This window comes from Mesorhizobium sp. BR1-1-13, assembly GCF_020165515.1.
Classification (GTDB): Bacteria; Pseudomonadota; Alphaproteobacteria; order Rhizobiales; family Rhizobiaceae; genus Mesorhizobium.
Genome location: NZ_JAIUIH010000007.1, coordinates 205,120 through 223,751, shown reverse-complemented (window position 1 = coordinate 223,751; position 18,632 = coordinate 205,120). Strand labels below are relative to the sequence as shown.

The window sequence follows — 18,632 nt, the reverse complement described above, 5'->3', positions numbered from 1 at the left end:
CCTGACCGCGGTACCCGCTCCGCCCGCCCGGCCCGGTGCCCGGCAGGCCCTCATCGAGAGGCTGGTCGCCGGCGGCTTCGCGCTGCCTGCCCTGCTTTTGCTGGTGCTGACGATCCTCGTGCCGCTCGGCGTGCTCGCTTATCTCAGTTTCACCGACTACGAGCTCGGCGAGGTCGATGTCCATTATGTCGGCCTACAAAACATCACTGACGCGCTGACCGATCCGGAATTCCGCCGCGCACTCAAGAACACGCTCGTCTACGTCGCGATCGTCCTGCCCGGCTCGGTGATCCTGTCGCTGCTCGTCGCCGTCCTCGTTCACCGCCGCAAGCGCACCCGCTCGCTCTACGAAATCATCTACTTCCTGCCTGTGACCTCGACCTTCATCGCCATGGCGACGGTGTGGCAGTTCCTGCTGCACCCCAGCCTCGGCCCGGTGAGCGCGGTGCTGCGCTGGCTCGGCATCGGCGAGGTCGCCTTCCTGAGCAATCCCTCGCTGGCGCTGCCGACGCTTGCCGTGATCGGCATCTGGCAACTGGTCGGCTTCAACATGATCCTGTTTCTGGCCGGCCTCTCGACCATTCCCAAGGACCTCTACGAAGCCGCCGAGATCGACGGCTGCGGCGGCGAAATCGACCGCTTCCTGACGATCACGTGGCCGCTGCTGGGACCGACGACCATGTTCGTCATCGTCACCAGTTCGATTACCGCCTTCAAGGTGTTCGACACGGTGGCGGTGCTGACCCATGGCGGTCCGGTGGGATCGACCGAGGTCCTGCTCTACAAAGTCTACCTCGAAGGCTTCCAGTACTTCCGCATGGCGTATGCGTCGGTTCTCACCTTCATCTTCCTCATTTTCATTCTGGTCTTCTCGATCCTCCAGACCGTCGTCATGGACCGCAGGGTGCATTACTGATGACCGACACAACCATCACTGCTCCCGCGATGGCGGGCACAACAACCACACCGGCTGGCTCCGCCGGCCGGCGCTTCGCCTCTCTGTTCATCACTCACGGCATCCTGATCACCGGCGCGGCGTTCATTCTCCTGCCTTTCCTGTGGATGCTGGTGACCTCGATCAAGCCGCCGGAAGAGGTGTTCAACGCCCAGCTCAGGATCTGGCCGAAACATTTCTACGGCTTCGAGAATTATGCGATGGCGCTGACCAGTGCGCCGCTGCTGCGCTTCGCGCTCAACGGCATCATAGTGTGCGGCGGCATCCTGCTCATCCAGCTTCTGGTCGCCATCCCATGCGCCTACGCGCTGGCCAAGCTGGAGTTCCCGGGCCGCAACCTGCTTTTCGTCCTCGTCCTGCTCGGCCTATGCGTGCCCGAACAGGTGCCGGCGCTGCCGATCTACATCGCGCTGGCGAAAATGGACCTGCTGAATACCTATTTCGCCATGATGGTGCCCTTCTTCCTCTCAGTCTTCGCGATCTTCCTGTTCAGGCAGTTTTTCCGTTCCTTCCCCGACGACATCATTCATGCCGCGCGGCTCGACGGGATGAGCGAGTTCGAGATCGTGTGGCGCATCGTCACGCCCAGCGCCATGCCGGCGATCGCCGCCTTCGCGGTGTTCTCCTTCGTCGCGCACTGGAACGACCTCTACTGGCCGCTAATCGTCATCTCCGACGTCAACCTGGCACCGCCGCCGCTCGGCATGATGTTCTTCTCGGACGCCGAAGCCGGCACCAATTACGGCGCACTGACGGCCGCCGCGACCATCCTGACCGCACCTCTGCTGCTCGCGTTCCTGTTCGCACGCCGCCGCTTCATCGAGGGCGTCACGATGACCGGTGTGAAATAAAACTGACAACTGGCGCGGCTAGAAGCCCGGTCGCGCCGTTCCCCCACACCTTTCGCGGGGCAAGGCGGCATCATCGCCTCAAGAGCATCGGGCAAATCGCATAACCGGAGGAAAGCCTTAATGAAATTCCTGTCAAAAATCATCGCGGCCTCGGCCGTATTGCTGGGAGCGGCGTCGACAGCGCTGGCCCAGTCCCCCGTGACGCTCGACGTCTACTACGCATTCCCGGCGTTCGCGAAGTTCCATGAGCCGCTGGCCGCGGAATTCATGAAGGAACATCCCGACATCAAGATCCAGTTCCGCGCACCGGCGGCCAGCTACGACGAAGGCCACCAGGCCATGCTGCGGGCCTCCATCACCAACAACCTGCCCGACGTCTATTATTCGGGCTATCACGTCCTGCATGAACTGGTCGGCAAGCTGAAGGCGCGCAACCAGATCTTGGACCTCGGCACGATGATGGACGCCGAGTCGAAGGAATGGCGCGACGCCAACTACGCCGACAACATTCTCGACCTCGGCCGGGTGGACGGCAAGCTCTACGGACTGGCCTTCAACGCTTCCATGCCGATCATGTTCTACAATGCCGACCTGGTTAAAAAGGCCGGGGGTGATCCCGACAACATGCCCGCCGACTGGCCGGGCATCATGGAACTCGCCAAAAAGATCAAGGCTACCGGTTCCGGCATCGCTGGCCTCGCCTACAATATTCATGACTGGCCCGACGAATGGCTTTGGGACGCCATGTTGATGCAGGGCGGCGGCGAGCTGACCAAGGACGGCAAAGTGGCCTTCGGCGACGAGCACGGCCTGAAGGCGCTGGAATATTTCCGCAGCTTCGTCACCGATGCCGGCATGCCGTTGATCGACTGGGATCAGTCGCGCCAGGCCTTTATCGCCGGCCAGATTGGCATCTTCTTCGATACGCCTGCCCGTCTCAGCCAGGATACCGAACTGATCGGCGATCGATTCAAGCTGCGTACCGCGGTCTTCCCGGTCGACGACAAGGAAAAGGGTGGCCTGCCCACAGGCGGCAACGCGGCGGTGATCACGGCCTCCGACCCGGCCAAGCAGAAGGCGGCCTGGGAATTCCTTAAATTCGTCACCGGCCCCAAGGCGCAGGAGCAGGTCGTCAAGATGAGCGGTTACCTCCCGACCAACAAGGCCGCCACCGGGACCGACTATCTCGGCCCGTTCTACGAAGCGAACCCGAATTACGCCACCGTTGCCAAGCAGATGGCACTGTCGCGCCCGTGGCCGGGCTATTCGGCGGGCAACACGGTCCGCATCTGGCGCACACAGCGCGAGATCATCAGCAAGGTCATGAGCGGCGACGTATCGATCAAGGACGGGCTCAACAGCCTCGTCTCCGAAACACAGGCACTCATGAAATAAATCGCCATGCACGCGCGCCGGCCGGCTTCGGCTGGCGCGCCTGTTTTAAGGTGGCGCCGATGTGGCGCCCTTCTTGTGTCAGCCCTCCCTTCACACTGCCGGACCTCCCGATGCTCATTGCACAGATCAGCGATTTTCATATCCGACCCGACGGCCAGATGGCCTATGAGGGTCTCGAGACCAACACCATGACTCGTCGCGCCATCGCGACCGTCGCCGCGCTCGATCCGGCGCCCGATTGCGTCCTCGTCACCGGCGATCTCGCCGATTGCGGTCGCCCGGAAGAGTATGCGCTGGTCGCCGACATGCTGTCGGCCCTGCCCATGCCCGTCTTCGTCATCCCTGGCAACCACGACCGGCGTGAGACAATGCGCGAGGTGATGGCGCCGAAATTCCCCTATCTGAGCCAGTCGCCGGATTTCCTGCATTATACGATCGAGGACCTTCCGGTCCGCCTCATCGGGCTGGACACGGTGCAGCCGGGCGAGGACGGTGGTGCGATCTGCGAGCGGCGCGAAGCCTGGCTCGGTGAGCGTCTCGCCGAGGGCCACGGCCGCCCGACCTTCGTCTTCATGCACCATCCGCCCTTTCCCGTCGGCGCGCACGGCATGGACATCATGATGTGCGTCGTCGGCGACGGCTTCCGCGACATGATCAGGTCCCACGCCGAAATCGAGCGTGTGGCCTGCGGGCACTATCACCGGCCCATCACCACGCGCTTTGCCGGCACGGTCGGCTTCGTCGCGCCGGGCGTCGCGCACCAGGTCGCGCTCGATCTTCGTCCGGGTGAGCCCAATCGCTTCATCTTCGAACCGCCGGCTTTCGCCCTGCACGCCTGGTCGCCGCAGACCGGTGTCGTTTCGCACGTCGTCCCGATCGGCAATTTCGGCCCCGCCCGCGATTTCATCACCGATGTCGACTACCCCGGGAAAAACGAGACATGAGCGACTACCACCAAATCCTGAAAGACGCCGATGCCATCGCACGCAGGGCAGCCGCGACGTTGATGTCGATGCGCGAGGAGCGCCTCGACGTCACGCGCAAGGAAGGGCTGGACATTGTAACCGCCGCCGACCTCGCTTCGGAACGCATTGTCATCGACGGGCTGCGCGCGCTTACACCGCAAGCTTGCATCCTGTCGGAAGAAGCCGGCACGACGGGAACCTTGGGCGAAAGCCGCTGGATCGTCGACCCGCTCGACGGCACGATAAACTACGCGTCCGGCCTGCCGTGGTTCTCCGTCACCATGGCCTATCAGGAGCAGCGTGCGACGAAGGTCGGCCTGACCGTCGCGCCCGCCGCCGGCTTCGAGGCGCACTACACCAGCGACGGCATCGCGACCGTCAACGGCAAGACGGCCAAGGTGTCGACAACTGCAAGACTGGCCGATGCGGTCATTGCCGTGGTGCTGACGTCGCACTTTTCAGCCGAGGAGGTGGCGCGCACCGCAGAGATCGTGCGGCGGCTCGGCGTCGGCGCGCGTGGCGTGCGCGTCATCGTCTCAGGGGCCTTTGAATATTCGATGGCCGCCGCCGGCCAGCTTGATGCGGCGGTTTCGATCAAGGCCGACGTCGTGTCATACGCGGCTGCCATGCCGCTGCTACGCGCAGCAGGAGGCAAGGTCACCACGCTTTCAGGTGCCGACTCCACAGACGAGGACACGCAGAAGGTCGGCTCGAACGGGCTCATTCACGACGAACTTCTTGAAGCGCTACGCGGCCTGTGACACCTGGCGCGCAAACCGGAGCGAGCATGCAAGACGGATTGATCATATTTGACTGCGACGGCGTGCTGGTCGACAGCGAACCGCTGGCGGCGCTTGCCTACCGGCGGGTCTATTCGAAACACGGCATGGAACTCGACCCGCAGGCGGTCCTGCAATGCGTCGGCATGAAGCAGACCGATATCCTGGAGCGCATCAGGCTCACGACCGGCCATCGTCTTGAGGAGCATCAGACCACGGATTTGTGGGACGAGGTGAAAGCGCTCTTCACCGAAAGTCTGCAGCCGATGGCGGGCCTGAAGCCCTTCCTTGAACGGCTGTCCAATTCCCGCTGCGTCGCCTCATCCTCCTCGCTGGAGCGGATACATCACAGCCTTTCGGTCACGGGGCTCGCGAAATTCTTCGGCGAGAACATATTCTCATCGTCAATGGTCGCGCGCGGGAAGCCCGCCCCCGACATCTTCCTGTTCGCCGCGGATCGGATGAGCATCGAGCCGAAGCGCTGTGCGGTTATCGAGGACTCGCCCTTCGGCGTGCAGGGCGCAATCGCCGCCGGCATGACGGCGATCGGCTTCATCGGTGGCGGCCACACCTATCCGGGGCATGCCGAGAAACTGCGCTTGGCCGGCGCCCGGACCATCTGCGCCGACTGGGACGAAGTCGCGCGCGAACTCGTTTCTCTGGAGCTGATCGCGCCCGTCTCCGTTTAGATTTCAGGCCCAGCGAAAGCCGGGCAGCAGATAATCTGGCACCGCCCTTCCTGCTCGAACACCGTCGAAAGCGCCGCGTCGTCGAATGTAACAGATGGGCCGGAACAAGAGCTGTTCAGAATCTTGCGCTAAGGTCGAACGGAGAGCAAACACCCGGATGTTCGCTGTGGATACGCGCTTGCCAGCGAACTTTCGAAACTACCTGCCGGTGCCAGAGGTACCGCTCACACGATCATTGCCAGGTAGCCGAAGTTGGTCCAAAAGAGGCCGTGCCGTTGACGATCACCGCACCGGCTGAGCCAACGAATCGTCCAATTGCACCGTCGCCGCCACGCCCTGACGAACGCGAGGCCGCCTTAGATTTCTCTGCTTTCTCTTTTTCACTTGACGCGGTTCTTCGTTTGAAAGCGCACCCGTCACGCAGTCGACCACGTTGAAAGCAACAAAGTCCGCTTCCAATTGCTCGGCGAGGCCCGCCGCATCCTCCCTGGGCTTGTCATGGGTATCGTGCCAGAGCGCGATTCCGATGCGTGCACGCGGTGCGAGTCGCCTCAAGCGCCTCACGACGAACACCGCGTGTTTGAATGAATCGCGGTTGAGGAAGCCCACGACGACTGCGTCGCGAGCTTCAAGCGGAAGTTTCCGGATCCGCGCGGGGAGGAGGTCACGGTGGCTCGCGGCCACGCAATCCGCACCCTCGATCGAAATGACCTGTGCGAGCATCGCAGCGGCCACATCGTCGAGGTCTCCGCGCCCGCCGATACACAGCACTGACTTCCCAGCACCATCCGGGAGATCAGGCGCAAACTCGGCTTGATCCTCATCCTCTTCGCCCGGATCTGCGCTCGCGCCTTCTTTTTCCGCGTGCTCGTCTTCTTCCTCTTCTTCTTCCTCCGCGGCGATCTCGTTGAGGTTGGCCACCAGGGTGCGGGCGTTTTCGGCAAGGTTCGCCAACTGAGTTGCCGTCAGGGCGCCCCGGGCCCGGTCCTGTTCACCAAGCAGCAACGCCGGAATTGCCACCGTGCTGTGGAACTCGATCAGGTATTTCTCCTCGAGCATTTCTTCCGCGTTGTCGGTGGCTTCGTCGATATCGTCAGCAAGAAGCCGCTGGTACAGACGCTCCTTCGGGTCAAGTACCGGCTCATCGCCAAACAGGATCTGCAGGAATTCGAACTGGGGCACGTGCCGTCCAAGCACGACAAGGCAGACGGTCAACGGCGTCGACAGCACCAAGCCGACCGGGCCCCATAGCCAGGCCCAGAAAACGGCGGCTACGATGATCGCCAGCGGCGAGAGGCCCGTGTGCGAGCCGTAAAGCCATGGCTCGACGACGTTGCTGATTACAAGCTCTGCCAAGATGAAGAGAGCGCCAGTCCATACCAGTAAGCTCCAGCCGGGAGCCACTGCGAAGGCAAGAAACAAAGGTATCACCGCCGCGATAACCGGACCGATAAAGGGTACGAACCGCAAGACAACGGCCAACATGCCCCATAGCAGGGCATTGGGAATGCCAAGAAACCAAAGACCTATTGCAAGGGGGACGCCGTAGACGATGTTCACGACCAATTGCATGAGCAGATATTGTCCAACGCGACTGCCTGCATCCTGCAATGCCTGGGTCGTGCGATGGAGATCGCTGTAGCCCACAAGGCGAATGAATCGATCCCGCAATTCTTCGCGCTCGAGCAGCATGAAAATCACCACGATGATGACAAGGCCGGTCGTGGCGAGTGGTCCGATCAGCGGCTCGATGATGTTCCTCAGCGTCTCTATCGGACGCTGGGGCGAGAATATCTGAACCAGAAGCGGATCCTGCTGCTTCGTGGTTTGCTCCACATCTGCTTGCCCGTTGGGTTGGGATTTGTTTATTTCAGTGTTGACGCGTTCGAATACCTTGCCGAGCCGGCTGATAAGGCCGTCTTCGGATCCCGTCTCTTTCAAGGTCCGAATCTTCTCGAGGATGTTGGATTGGTATGTCGGAATGTCCTGCGCGACCTGGCTCACCTGCGTGGCAACGATCAGGCTGAACAGCGACACGAGGACGAAGGCCGATGCAACCGCGCCAAGCACAGCGATCATTCGCGGCAGCTTCAACTTTCGGAGCAAAGAAACAATCGGCGCCAATGCAAATGTGAGAAGGACCGCTATTGCCAATGGCAGCAGGACCTCCTTGGCGACGTAAAGGATGGCGACGGTAGCAATCATCGCCACGACGGTTGCCAACTTCGATGTCATGAAAGCAGGGGGCATGATGGGACCTATCTGCAATCTCGCGATCTAGAGGACGACCATGGCCTAACCGCGCAAAGCGTGCGCTAGTCCATATACTGGCACCTCCTCAGCTTCTGGCCAATGACCTGGTTCGCTACACCGCATGTGTGATGATCTCGAACTTTTTCAGGGCATGTAGCCCAAAGGTGTGGATCATCGGAACATCCGCGGCGTCCCTCGCAGGCCCTGCGCGAACTGGCGCGAAGAGCCTATCGCGACTGGGACATCAGTAGCGACGCGCGATCATATGCTGGCGTAGTTGTTCGTTCATATTCCGTGGCTCAGTACATGGTAAATGGCGGGGACTAACATCAACCATCCCCCCATCCCCAGAATCACCAAAATAGCCACGCGCTCGGTCCGCCTTACGAGGGCGGCAATGTTTTCCTCATTCATCAAAGAAACAGCGCTCAGTAGCCCAGGCGCATGATCATCGTGGTCATTTGGCGGTTGGTTTGCGTTGCCACTCCCCGTCGTTCCCTGGATCGGTGTCATTGTCTTTTGCTCATCAAACAGACTGAAAATAGAGGACCCGCCAGCCACCGAGGCGACTTGCGGGTCCTATCAGCACAGGAAGGGAACGCAGCTGTGCCGACATGTCAGCCAAGGAATATGCCCATCACCAAAAATCCGACGGCTATCGCGAAAATTGGCGCGAGCAACCAACGCGCTTGGCCAATGCTTTTATCCATCTGCTTTCTTCCGAATTTGGGGAAGCAACTACCCTGGCCCTAAGCCGTTCCGCCCAGTCTCAAGAGGTAAGACCATTGCGTTTTGTGATCGGCCTTTGGTCTGGTCAGGGTTCAGACTGAAGCCCGCTAGAGGAACGTTGGGCCTGCCGACGTGTTCAGGTGGCTGGCGCGCAGAAGATTTGTGCTGTCGCCGGAACAACAGGAGAAAAACCATGAGGATACACCTTACCAGCACCGCAGCGGCGCTATTGCTTTTGGCCGGCGGCGGCGCAGTTGCGGCACAGGATGTTGTCATCACACCGGAACAGGACACCGTCGTGCGCGAATACGTGAAGAAGCAACCGCTGGCTTCCGTGAACCTTCTCGGACTTGAGCTGAATGTCGGCACGGCTCTGCCGGACACGGTCGAGCTTCGTGAAGTTCCGAATGTCAAATACCAATATGTGGTGGTCGACAACCGCACGGTTTTGGTGGACCCGAGCACCCGCAAGATCGTCAAGGCCTACGACTGAATCCTCGAACGAAACCTACAACCCGGCGCCACCTTGGCGGCGGGTTGTGTATGTCAAATCGCCATTCAACCGGACAAATGAAATCGTGAACTCCTGAAGCCGAGACGGTCGAAAACCCTCGTGGCGCGCCTGGTCGATCTCTAGAAACTCGCTCAACTCGACTTGGCACAGGTACTTACTTCCTGGTGATCCAATCCAGCAAGCCAACTTCGACCTGATCGCACCGGCGTATTCGGGAGCCAGATCGCGTCATTGATACTCGGGCACGTTCGTTCCCAGGACCAAATCTCTGAACGCTGCGCGGAGGACATCGGCATCGAACGCTGAAACAGCAAAGGGAGCCGGGTCTGCATGTTCCCAAGCTCGGGCGGCGTCATCGCTTTGGCCGAAAAAAGACGTAGGCGAAATGCGGGAGAGACGCGCTTAAACGCAAAAATGGGGCAGGCGGTAAGTTTCCATGACTTTGGTTAACGGCCCAGCGGCTGCTTCGATAGCGAAATCAACTCGGCCTCGTCGACCACACCTGCCATGTAATTTGCAATGATCCGGGAGGCAATCGAGTCGCGCTCATCAGGCGATGGGTTGTGTAGCTTAAGCTCGTCGAAAACCCGCCCAAGCAGTGCCAACTCGGATTCATCGAAAATACCGGCCTCGGCCGCCTTTCGTTGAATTGGCATGATTTTCTCCAGGAGTTCAACCGCGAAAACATGCAGCAGGACCTCCGGTCGCGCAAGGGCTCACGGGCCGCGATCCTGGCCGACATCAAAATGGCCGGCGCTGGTTTTTTAGAAACAGGGCTTCGCGCAGCAGCGAGTTCCAGTCTGTCCCGATGAGCTTGATCAGATCCAGTGCATCCTCTTCGGGAATGCCGACCTCGTTTGCGAGCCGTCGGGCGAGCAATTGCTGATTCTCCCTCTTGTGCCCATCGCTATCCTTTTGCATCGGATCGATCCTCCTTCGCATCCAAACTAGCCAACTGGCCCTTCGTTTCTCGGACAAGAAAAAAGGCCGCCACTGAGAAGCAGGGACGGGCTTGAGGGAGCCGGCCAGCGAAGGACGATGACAGGCGCGGATACCCGTTTGCGGGCACTTGCCCACCAAGAGGGTTCTAAAGTTGCGAGTGTAACCGGCTGGCCAGCCAGTCCGTTACTTTTTCGGTCAGGGGACGCGCTTCCCATTCGCTCAAACTGATCTGCCTGGATCGCGCAAGATCCTGGTTGAACAGGTCGATCTGCGTTTTGGCAAAATCCTGGCCGTAGACGTTTAGCGTGGCTTCATCGTTCAGGCGCAAAGAGCGCTCGTCCAGGTTGGCAGAGCCAAAGCTCGTCCAGACGTCGTCAATGATTAGGAGTTTGGGATGATACATCGTTGGCTGGAACTCGAAGATCCGGACCCCAGCTTTGAGCAGGTCGCCCCAGAAGTACCGCGAGCCCTTTCGGACCAGGGGCACATCCGTCAGCCAATTGGGCACGATTACATCGACTTCTACCCCTCGCTTCCTGGCGTCCAATATCTGCTGCAGGGCAATATCGTCGGGCACGAAATAGGCCATTCCGATGCGAAGATGCTCCTTGGCGGCGGCTACCGCGGCCAGCATCATCAGTTCCATGTTCCCCGAGCCATTTGGCTGTGAGGATAAGATCAACTGAACTCTAAGCGCCCCCGCAGGTTCGGAGGGTGGATAGAACTTCTGACCCTGCAATGTCTCCCCCGCCGTTTCCAACCAGTTTTCCGCAAATGCCGCCTGGAAGGCAGACACTGCGGGTCCTTTGACTTGGTAGTGCGTGTCGCGCCACTCATCTGGGTTGCGGGCGTTCCCAAGCCAGTTGTCGGCAATACCGACGCCGCCGGTGAACGCGACCAGTCCGTCAACGATGAGCAGCTTGCGATGGGTTCGGTTGTTTATACGATCCAACGTATACCAATGGATAGGTCTATAGCGCTGAAACCGCACGCCGGCGCTTGTCATGATCTCGATCAGGTCTTCATCGAACGGCAGGCTGCCGACCCAGTCAACGAGCACACGGACTTCGACACCGTCTCGGGCTTTGGCGGCCAAGGCGGTCGCGAATTCATAACCGACGACGCCCGACCAATAGATATAGGTCTCGAAATCGATTGTAGAGCGAGCCGCATGGATCGCCTGCAGCATTGAAGGAAAGATCTCATCTCCGTTGACAAGGGTTTGTACCGAGTTTGAATCGAACAGCTGTCCTTGCGAATAACTGCTCATGCTCCTTACAAATTCGGGATCCGACGCGTCGAAACGGTGCGGGACAAGCGTTCGCAAGATGCGTGGCTCTGGTGCCAAGTTTATGCTGAGCAACGTGATCAGGCTGGCGATAACGGCAACGGCCACGTATTTGAGGCTCCTAAGCAGCCTTCGCAGGTTCAGGCCAAACCTCACTGTGTGCGCGCCCGCCCGTGGCGCCACGAGGACGAATGGTACATCTCAATCGCCCTGCTGCTCACGATTGCGATGCTTTTCGATTTCCTCTGGTTCTTCATCATCGATTCTGGTGATGTTTGATGCCGAGCTATTCGTTCGCAACATCTCGTCCAGCTTGGCATGGATAGCCTGCGTGTCGCGATGCTCTGCGCGTTGAATGAACAGTGTCATGGCCCAGGTGAATAGGGTCGCCGCGCCGTGCCAGTTCAAACTCTCCCTGTCGAGAAATAGCCAAAGGGCCGCGTAAGCCAGCAGCACCAGGAATGCTGCCGGCCGCGAGGTCAACGTGCCAATTGAGGTGAGCACGCTCGTGATCGGGCGATTTGCCATCATCAAGAACTTTCGACTGCAACGCAGGTTCCCGTCGTGCCAAGCTCTGCAACGCATGCCGGCGGAGCGCCAAGCAGTGGTGGTAGCGAATGTTCCATTCCAAGCAGCGTAGATAGACGGCTTCGATTGGGGCCGGAGGTGCTCGTCAATGGCGACCGACGGAGGGTTCTCCGTTGGGAGGCTTGGCGCGGTACAAAACCACTGGTTCTGCTTGCTCCGTTCAATCAGGAAACGTGGCCCCCCATCGTCCTCCTTCCTGACCTGATCAGCGATTGTCTGGTCCATTGCCCATGTAGTTAGTCCGGGCTAAGCAGGCTTTGCATACTGTTCCAAGAAGGCGGGGCCATGGTGCAGGGCGAACCCAATGAGGTTCAGGTAAAGGCTACCGACGGTATACGGGCCGTACCCGCCGAGGTGGCTGACTTGACTTCCCAGATTGCTTCACCAACTATGATCCTATGAACGCCGCAGTCAGAATTCGTCGCGATTTTCTTTTCCGGGTTTGCCCCATAGCGGGAATGTAGCCCCCGGCTCGGCTGCCATGCGCACCCCGAGCCGAGGGGCGGTGCGTTTACCCACATGGGATGGTTCCGCAGGCCTCAAGCCTCCGGAGCATCGGCGTTCCATCAAGATTTTCGCGAATTGGCTCGATTCCGGCATCCTCCGTGGGCGGCTGGTCCGAGCGGAAGCACGAGTATTCAAATGCAAGACAAAACGAAAACCCGGCGCAAGCCGAACATCCGCATCTCACAGTCAGACCATGCGCGTCTGTCGGCGGTTGCGAGCACCGTGGCCACGCGCAATCCGGAGGCCTCCGATGAACTGCTCGCCGAACTCGAGCGGGCACGTATCGTCGCCGATGGTTGGGTCTCCGCCGGCACCGTCCAGATGGGTTCGACGGTGACATTCAAGCCCGATACCGGCAATGCCAAAACAGTCACGCTGGTTTTTCCTGGCGACGCGGATATCGCCGAAGGCAAGGTTTCGGTCCTCACGCCGATCGGCACGGCCCTGATCGGCCTCTCGGCCGGACAGTCGATCATGTGGACCGCGCGCGATGGGCGCCGGCACGAACTGTCGGTGCTTGCCGTAGGCCAACCCGCTGCGGAAGGCGATGCAGTCGATCGGCGCGCACCGGCGTCTTCGGCGATCCCGGCAGACGCGTAGACATGGTCGTTTCCATCCGTCTTCTCAATCACGCAGGCAGCCTGATCGCGGGAGTGTGACCCCTGCGCCGGCCTGTCCTGGTCCGGCACAGGGGTAGCTTCCATATCCGATCAAATGCTTGACGCCGGATCCTTTCACGGGTCCGTCTTGGAGACGCACCATGCCCACTATCGATAGCTGCCGACTGACCACAAAGGACTACACGATTCTTGAAGTGATGCAGGAGCGCCATCCCCGCGGCGATGCCTTGTCCGTTGTCCTTCAACGGAAGATTTCGAGCGCAATTGTGATGTTTCGAGAAGACATCCCGCCAACGGTCGTGACGCTCAGCACCCGAGTGACCTATCGTGTAAACGACGGCGCTGCCGAGACCCGCATCGTCGCACATGACGAGATGCGCGGCCTGGTTGGCATGCTTTTGCCGATCACCAACCCGCGCGGCCTGGCGCTGCTTGGTCTGGCCGAAGGTCAGTCCATGTCCATTCCGACCGCGCAGGGCGGCCATGAAACGCTGACTGTGCATGAAGTGGTCTACCAGCCGGAAGCGGCAAGGCGGGAGAGATTGAAGCTGACGGGGGGTGCAGCGCCGGACCCGTGGCGACCGAATGGACCGGTTTTGCGCGTCGTCCATCACTCTGACGAGGCACAACCCAAAGCGGAAAAGGGTCATGGCGCATTCAACGACGGGTTCGATGACCCGGGCCGTCGGCCGCCTGAGCCTCGACTATCCAAAACGCCGTGAAGGCGGGTAGACAAGCGTTCCGTCGAGCCTTGCCTCCACACCGTCGGTGAGCTTCGCCGGCTCGACCTTGTCATGGCTCATCAGATGAAAAACGGACTCGCCACGACTGATCAGATAGTCCGCGACGATTCTTCTGTGGCAACGCCACCAAAGCGTTTCCGAGCACATGATGGCGCACCGCTGCTGCCTGCCAAGTGACACAAGCCGCTCCACACCGCCATGAAACTCCGCTGACAGCGCGTAGTCGGCGTAGTTGTGAAAACTCTGGTTGAGCCAGAATGCGTTGAGCGTCGGTGGAATGTCGTGCGCCTTGCCGCGCAGGCCGCCAAGCTCGGCAATATGCTCATATCCGATCGCGAAATCCGCAAGGCTGTCCGGCAGCGTTTCGCCGTTGAATTGCGGGTTAGTCCGCGATCGCCGGATGGTCCTTATGTCGACCACCAGGGTAATCGCGCAACCCCGCAACAGGGCGACGAATTCGGCGATCGACCGGGTCGAGTGACCGATGGTGTGGAACGGATAAGGCATATTCGATCAATCCATGGCGATGGATTTCTTTCCGGCCGCATGATCAGTGAGTTGGAAGAACGCTATCATTTCACCACCTGCTTCAGTCCACGTAGCGCCTCCTGTACGTCGGTTCGCGACGCGCTTGCATCCGGATAGACTGCATAGGCCGGATAGGTGAATTCCGGCGCGCCCTCCACGACCTCCAGCTGCCCGGCTTCGATATGGGGCGCTGCCGCGCCCCTCCGGAAATAGCCCATTCCGCCGGCGCGCAGAATGTAGCTCAGCCCAAGCGGACCAAGGCCGACCATCAATCCCGGCTCACCGAAGGCAGAGGAACTGGCACCATGCTGGGCCGCAAACAGCGGCCCCCAATCGACATAGACATAGTCCCTTGAGGCGTCCAACTCCGAGTCTCTGTCCGTGCTCCGAACCAGGACGAGCTGCTCCTCCACGAGAAGCTCTACCCTGAAACCCGGCAGCAGCTTCGGCGCATAGAGGACCGCGATATCCAGAACGCCAGTCCTGAGCTGCTCGAGGAGCTGGTCCGGCACGCCGACCTGGGCTTGGATGGCGATTTCCGGCCTGGCCTTCTTCATCCAGACCAGCCAATCGAGCAGCAGCGGGTTCCACAGACTGAGCTCTCCGCCCAGGGCAACGACGCTTGTCCGTCCCGATGGGATGGCGAGCTGGTGGCGTGCTCGTTCCCAGATTTGCACGAATGATTGCGCGAACCGCTCGAACTCCCGGCCCGCCTGCGTCAACTGCGCACCATTGCGGTTGCGGACAAAGAGCTGACGTCCGAGCTCTTCCTCCAGCGTGCGTATCCGCGCGCTGACAGTGGTCTGGGTGACGTGGAGTCGGTCGGCAGCTCTCAGAAAGCTGCCGGAATGGACGATTTCCAAAAACGTGCGCGCGCGGTCGATGTCCATGCTGGTTCCCGGATTAGTGCAATAATCTTGCATCAATACAGCATTTAATTCCGTTTGCCTTCCTGTTTTACGCAGCGCAACGTCCAGGCAGGCGGGTCTCCGCTGCAACGGATATGGAGCGTGCAATGTCTGATCAGGAGGATGTTTACCCGGAGACGAGAGAATACGCCTCTCCGCCATGCTTCATGCATGAGCTGGTCCCCGGGTACGGCACTGAGCCGGCCGTTCAGGACGCATGGCCCGATGTCTGCCGATGGCGCAAGGCGGAACGCAAGCGTCTAATCGATGAGCGTCTCGCCATTGACGCCGAGGAACGCAATGCGAGGTCTTTACGCATCGCTTCCGTTCTCGACCTAGCTGTCGGTCGGGTGAGCGGGCGGATCGTCAGCGGCTATTGGCCATTCCGCGGTGAGCCCGATCTCCGCAACTGGGCGATAAACGTGATCGAGCGCGGCGGGCGGATTGCGCTTCCAGTCGTCATCAAGAAAGGCTGGCCGCTGGAGTTTCGCATCTGGCGGCCGGGAGACCCGCTCGAACGCGGAGTCTGGAATATTCTTGTCCCCTCTCATGGACCTGCCGTCCAACCGGATGTGGTCATCGCGCCCGTTGTCGGTTTCGACGAGGCTAATTATCGCCTGGGTTATGGCGGCGGCTTCTTCGACCGGACCCTGGCCGCGGCGCCCAGGCGGCCTCTCGTCGTCGGCGTCGGTTACGCCCGCAGCAGGATCCGAACCATCTATCCGCAGCCGCACGACATTCCGATGGATGCGATCGTCACGGATGAATGAAGAGCGCAGGCAAGACCTGGCCCCGTGTGATGGCGGATCGCAGGTGCCGTCCATCGTTGAGTCCGTCTGCCTGCCGGCAGTGAAGAGCAGGAAGCATATCATGTCCAATCCAGCCACGATCTTGGATGATCACAAGCCCCGGTTTCTCGTCCGATGGCTGTTCTCGACCAATCACAAGGATATCGGGACGCTTTACCTGCTGTTCTCGATCATGGCAGGCGTCTTCGGTACGGCGCTTTCCGTGTTGATCCGCATGGAGTTGCAGGAACCGGATTTGCAGATATTTGGCGATCCGGGCGTCTACAATGTCGTCGTCAGCGCCCATGGGCTGGTCATGATCTTTTTCGTGCTCATGCCGGCGCTGATTGGTGGCTTCGGCAACTGGATGGTGCCGATCATGATTGGCGCACCCGACATGGCTTTCCCCCGCTTGAACAACATCTCGTTCTGGCTGCTGGTGGTGTCATTCGTCCTCTTCATCACCTCGATGTTCGTTCCGGGAGCGCCTGGTACACTCGGCCATGGCGGCGGCTGGACGCTCTATCCGCCTTATTCGACGGATGGCCAGCCAGGTCCCGCCGTCGACCTCGTTATTCTGTCCATCCACCTTTCGGGGGCCTCCTCGATCCTCGGCGCGATCAACTTCATCACCACCATCTTCAACATGCGCGCACCCGGCATGACCATGCACAAGATGCCTCTCTTCGCCTGGTCGATGCTGGTCACAGCCTTCATGCTTCTCATGTCGCTGCCGGTGCTCGCCGGCGCGGTCACCATGCTGTTGACCGATCGCAACTTCGGGACGACCTTCTTTTCGCCATCCGGCGGCGGCGATCCGATCCTCTACCAGCATCTGTTCTGGTTCTTCGGCCATCCCGAAGTCTACATCATGATCCTGCCCGGCTTCGGCATCATCAGCCACGTCATCTCGACCTTCGCCAAGAAGCCGATCTTCGGCTATCTCGGCATGGCCTATGCAATGGTGGCAATCGGCGCGATCGGCTTTGTCGTCTGGGCACATCATATGTATACGACCGGCCTGTCGGTCGACACGCAGCGCTACTTCGCCTTCGCCTCGATGGTCATCGCCGTTCCAACCGGCGTGAAGGTGTTTTCGTGGCTGGCGACCATGTGGGAAGGATCGATAGAGTTCAAGACACCCATGATGTGGGCTCTCGGTTTCGTCCTGCTGTTCACCATTGGTGGCGTCACTGGCATCATGGTTGCGAACCCCGGTATCGACCGCGTGTACCACGACACTTATTTCGTGATCGCTCACTTCCACTATGTGCTGTCTTTGGGGGCGGTCTTCGCGATCTTCGCCGGCTTCTACTACTGGTTCCCGAAGATGACCGGCTATATGTACAGCGAAACGCTCGGCAAGCTGCATTTCTGGCTGATGTTCATCGGCGTCAACCTCGTCTTTTTCCCTCAGCATTTTCTGGGCGTGGCTGGCATGCCGCGACGTTACGCCGACTATCCCGATGCTTTTGCCGGCTGGAATTTCGTCTCGTCGATCGGTTCCTATATCTCAACGGCCGGGCTTGTCGTCTTCTTCATCGCGGTTGCGGAGGCCTTCAGCCGCAGACGCCAGGCTAGCGCCAATCCTTGGGGCGAAGGGGCGACGACGCTGGAATGGCAGCTGCCATCGCCGCCGCCCTTCCATCAATGGGAGAAGCTGCCGCGCATTGCCTAGTGTTCGCTCCGGTTCCGAACCGGCGCCTGTTTCGACATTCTGTCGGGAGAACGTCATGAACGAAACCACAGATCCAAACAACCAGATCCTGCTCGTGGCGATCATAGCGTTTTATTGGGCATTGCTGGGCAGCTGGGGCCAAACTCTGCCGCGCTCAGACAACGACACGGCCAAGCGGGACGATGCGCCGACAGAGCAGCGAACCGGCAGTATCGACGACATATCCTACGCGGACACAGGCTTGGATGCGATCCGAGAGATCGACCCAACTTTCGACCTTGCCGCGTTTCTGACCGGCGCCAAGATGGCTTATGAAGCTATCCTGCGCGCGTATGCCGACAGCGACATCCCAACGTTGAAGCGCCTCGTCGGGCCGGAAGTGCTCGATATCTTCGAACGAGCGATTGCCGGCCGCCGGGATCGGGGGGAGATGCTGCAACTCACCTTCATCGGCACGAAGGAAGCAAAGGTCGTCGACGCTCTTGCGGAGAACAGCACCGCTGAGATTGCCGTTCGCTTCGTTTCCGGCGTGGTCAGTGTTACACGCTCGGCCAACGATGCGATCGTCGCCGGCGATCCCCAGCAGATCGTTGAGGTGATCGATACGTGGACGTTCTCCTGCGACACCCCGTCAACAAAGCGCAATTGGATGTTGATCGCCACGGAAGGCGAGTAACGAGTGAATGAATGCTCATCCGATGCCTGCCTGACAGCCTTGTCACTATAGATGGGCGGTCAACCCGGAGCGCTCGAGCCGCGCGGAATTTTCAGCTTTTGACAATGTGCATCCACGACTTGTGTATCACGATCAAATCGGCATGACCGGTCAGTGATCATTCTCAAGCCGCGAGCGGGTAGCACCACCAAAGATCCACTCCCTGAACCTGCTGTGGCCGTAGGCGCCGGATATGG

Annotated in this window: 20 protein-coding genes; 13 read left to right on the top strand and 7 right to left on the bottom strand. The window is 60.0% G+C overall.

All coding sequences use genetic code 11. The features are described 5' to 3' along the window. The first annotated feature begins 1 nt into the window (after position 1). The 6 genes from LB533_RS18255 to LB533_RS18230 all read left to right on the top strand — a co-directional run bounded on the left by LB533_RS18255 (position 2) and on the right by LB533_RS18230 (position 5,634). Entirely contained in the window at positions 2 to 916 is a 915-nt protein-coding gene (locus LB533_RS18255) for a carbohydrate ABC transporter permease (RefSeq protein ID WP_411970898.1), read from the top strand. 29 nt (positions 917 to 945) lie between these two features. Beyond that, on the top strand, positions 946 to 1,806 hold the full coding sequence (locus LB533_RS18250) for a carbohydrate ABC transporter permease (protein WP_140643085.1): 861 nt from the start codon (positions 946 to 948) through the stop codon (positions 1,804 to 1,806). Between the two features lie 120 nt (positions 1,807 to 1,926). Next, positions 1,927 to 3,201: an ABC transporter substrate-binding protein gene (locus LB533_RS18245; protein ID WP_140643049.1), complete on the top strand. Its 1,275-nt coding sequence runs from the start codon at positions 1,927 to 1,929 to the stop codon at positions 3,199 to 3,201. Positions 3,202 to 3,311: 110 nt separating this feature from the next. Continuing rightward, positions 3,312 to 4,145: a phosphodiesterase gene (locus LB533_RS18240; protein WP_140643051.1), complete on the top strand. Its 834-nt coding sequence runs from the start codon at positions 3,312 to 3,314 to the stop codon at positions 4,143 to 4,145. Continuing rightward, positions 4,142 to 4,927, top strand: coding sequence for an inositol monophosphatase family protein (locus tag LB533_RS18235; RefSeq protein WP_140643053.1), 786 nt, complete (start codon positions 4,142 to 4,144; stop codon positions 4,925 to 4,927). Before LB533_RS18240 ends, LB533_RS18235 begins: the two co-directional genes overlap by 4 nt. A 26-nt stretch (positions 4,928 to 4,953) precedes the next feature. Beyond that, positions 4,954 to 5,634, top strand: coding sequence for an HAD family hydrolase (locus LB533_RS18230; protein ID WP_140643055.1), 681 nt, complete (start codon positions 4,954 to 4,956; stop codon positions 5,632 to 5,634). A gap of 282 nt (positions 5,635 to 5,916) precedes the next feature. Here the strand turns inward: LB533_RS18230 and LB533_RS18225 are convergent, their stop codons facing one another. Beyond that, the gene (locus tag LB533_RS18225; protein WP_140643057.1) at positions 5,917 to 7,884 is read right to left on the bottom strand and encodes an AI-2E family transporter; all 1,968 of its coding nucleotides are present in this window, start codon (positions 7,882 to 7,884) and stop codon (positions 5,917 to 5,919) included. 617 nt (positions 7,885 to 8,501) lie between these two features. Here LB533_RS18225 and LB533_RS18220 point away from each other — a divergent pair. Next, complete coding sequence (locus tag LB533_RS18220) at positions 8,502 to 8,717, top strand: hypothetical protein (protein ID WP_181169516.1); 216 nt, start codon at positions 8,502 to 8,504, stop codon at positions 8,715 to 8,717. A 92-nt stretch (positions 8,718 to 8,809) separates the two neighbouring features. Next, positions 8,810 to 9,109, top strand: coding sequence for a DUF1236 domain-containing protein (locus LB533_RS18215; protein ID WP_224677874.1), 300 nt, complete (start codon positions 8,810 to 8,812; stop codon positions 9,107 to 9,109). 467 nt (positions 9,110 to 9,576) lie between these two features. Here LB533_RS18215 and LB533_RS18210 read toward each other — a convergent pair whose 3' ends face one another. The 4 genes from LB533_RS18210 to LB533_RS18195 form a co-directional block, all read right to left on the bottom strand. Continuing rightward, a complete protein-coding gene (locus LB533_RS18210) occupies positions 9,577 to 9,786 on the bottom strand; it encodes a hypothetical protein (protein WP_140643063.1) in 210 nt (69 codons plus the stop codon). Between the two features lie 85 nt (positions 9,787 to 9,871). Continuing rightward, positions 9,872 to 10,051, bottom strand: coding sequence for a hypothetical protein (locus LB533_RS18205; RefSeq protein ID WP_140643065.1), 180 nt, complete (start codon positions 10,049 to 10,051; stop codon positions 9,872 to 9,874). A 166-nt stretch (positions 10,052 to 10,217) separates the two neighbouring features. Further along, positions 10,218 to 11,468, bottom strand: a complete 1,251-nt coding sequence (locus LB533_RS18200) for a phospholipase D-like domain-containing protein (protein ID WP_224677873.1) — start codon at positions 11,466 to 11,468, stop codon at positions 10,218 to 10,220. A gap of 93 nt (positions 11,469 to 11,561) precedes the next feature. After that, the gene (locus tag LB533_RS18195) at positions 11,562 to 11,888 is read right to left on the bottom strand and encodes a low affinity iron permease family protein (RefSeq protein WP_224677896.1); all 327 of its coding nucleotides are present in this window, start codon (positions 11,886 to 11,888) and stop codon (positions 11,562 to 11,564) included. 702 nt (positions 11,889 to 12,590) lie between these two features. Here LB533_RS18195 and rnk point away from each other — a divergent pair. Both rnk and LB533_RS18185 read left to right on the top strand, forming a co-directional pair. Further along, positions 12,591 to 13,055 carry a nucleoside diphosphate kinase regulator gene (gene rnk, locus LB533_RS18190; RefSeq protein WP_224677872.1) on the top strand — a complete coding sequence of 155 codons (465 nt, stop codon included), beginning with the start codon at positions 12,591 to 12,593 and terminating at the stop codon, positions 13,053 to 13,055. Positions 13,056 to 13,215: 160 nt separating this feature from the next. Beyond that, positions 13,216 to 13,797 carry a nucleoside-diphosphate kinase gene (locus LB533_RS18185; protein ID WP_224677871.1) on the top strand — a complete coding sequence of 194 codons (582 nt, stop codon included), beginning with the start codon at positions 13,216 to 13,218 and terminating at the stop codon, positions 13,795 to 13,797. On the opposite strand, the gene LB533_RS18180 is transcribed toward LB533_RS18185, so the two are convergent. Further along, entirely contained in the window at positions 13,780 to 14,325 is a 546-nt protein-coding gene (locus LB533_RS18180) for a DUF488 family protein (RefSeq protein WP_224677870.1), read from the bottom strand. The genes LB533_RS18185 and LB533_RS18180 overlap by 18 nt on opposite strands. 65 nt (positions 14,326 to 14,390) lie before the next feature. Then, positions 14,391 to 15,236: a LysR family transcriptional regulator gene (locus LB533_RS18175; RefSeq protein WP_140518333.1), complete on the bottom strand. Its 846-nt coding sequence runs from the start codon at positions 15,234 to 15,236 to the stop codon at positions 14,391 to 14,393. Positions 15,237 to 15,361: 125 nt separating this feature from the next. Here LB533_RS18175 and LB533_RS18170 point away from each other — a divergent pair, with 125 nt between their 5' ends. The 3 genes from LB533_RS18170 (at position 15,362) to LB533_RS18160 (ending at position 18,396) form a co-directional block, all read left to right on the top strand. Beyond that, positions 15,362 to 16,024: a 5-formyltetrahydrofolate cyclo-ligase gene (locus tag LB533_RS18170; protein ID WP_140643075.1), complete on the top strand. Its 663-nt coding sequence runs from the start codon at positions 15,362 to 15,364 to the stop codon at positions 16,022 to 16,024. 100 nt (positions 16,025 to 16,124) lie between these two features. After that, complete coding sequence (gene ctaD / locus LB533_RS18165) at positions 16,125 to 17,720, top strand: cytochrome c oxidase subunit I (RefSeq protein WP_224677869.1); 1,596 nt, start codon at positions 16,125 to 16,127, stop codon at positions 17,718 to 17,720. A gap of 55 nt (positions 17,721 to 17,775) precedes the next feature. Continuing rightward, the gene (locus LB533_RS18160; RefSeq protein ID WP_224677868.1) at positions 17,776 to 18,396 is read left to right on the top strand and encodes a Tim44/TimA family putative adaptor protein; all 621 of its coding nucleotides are present in this window, start codon (positions 17,776 to 17,778) and stop codon (positions 18,394 to 18,396) included. The last annotated feature ends 236 nt before the right edge of the window (positions 18,397 to 18,632 follow it).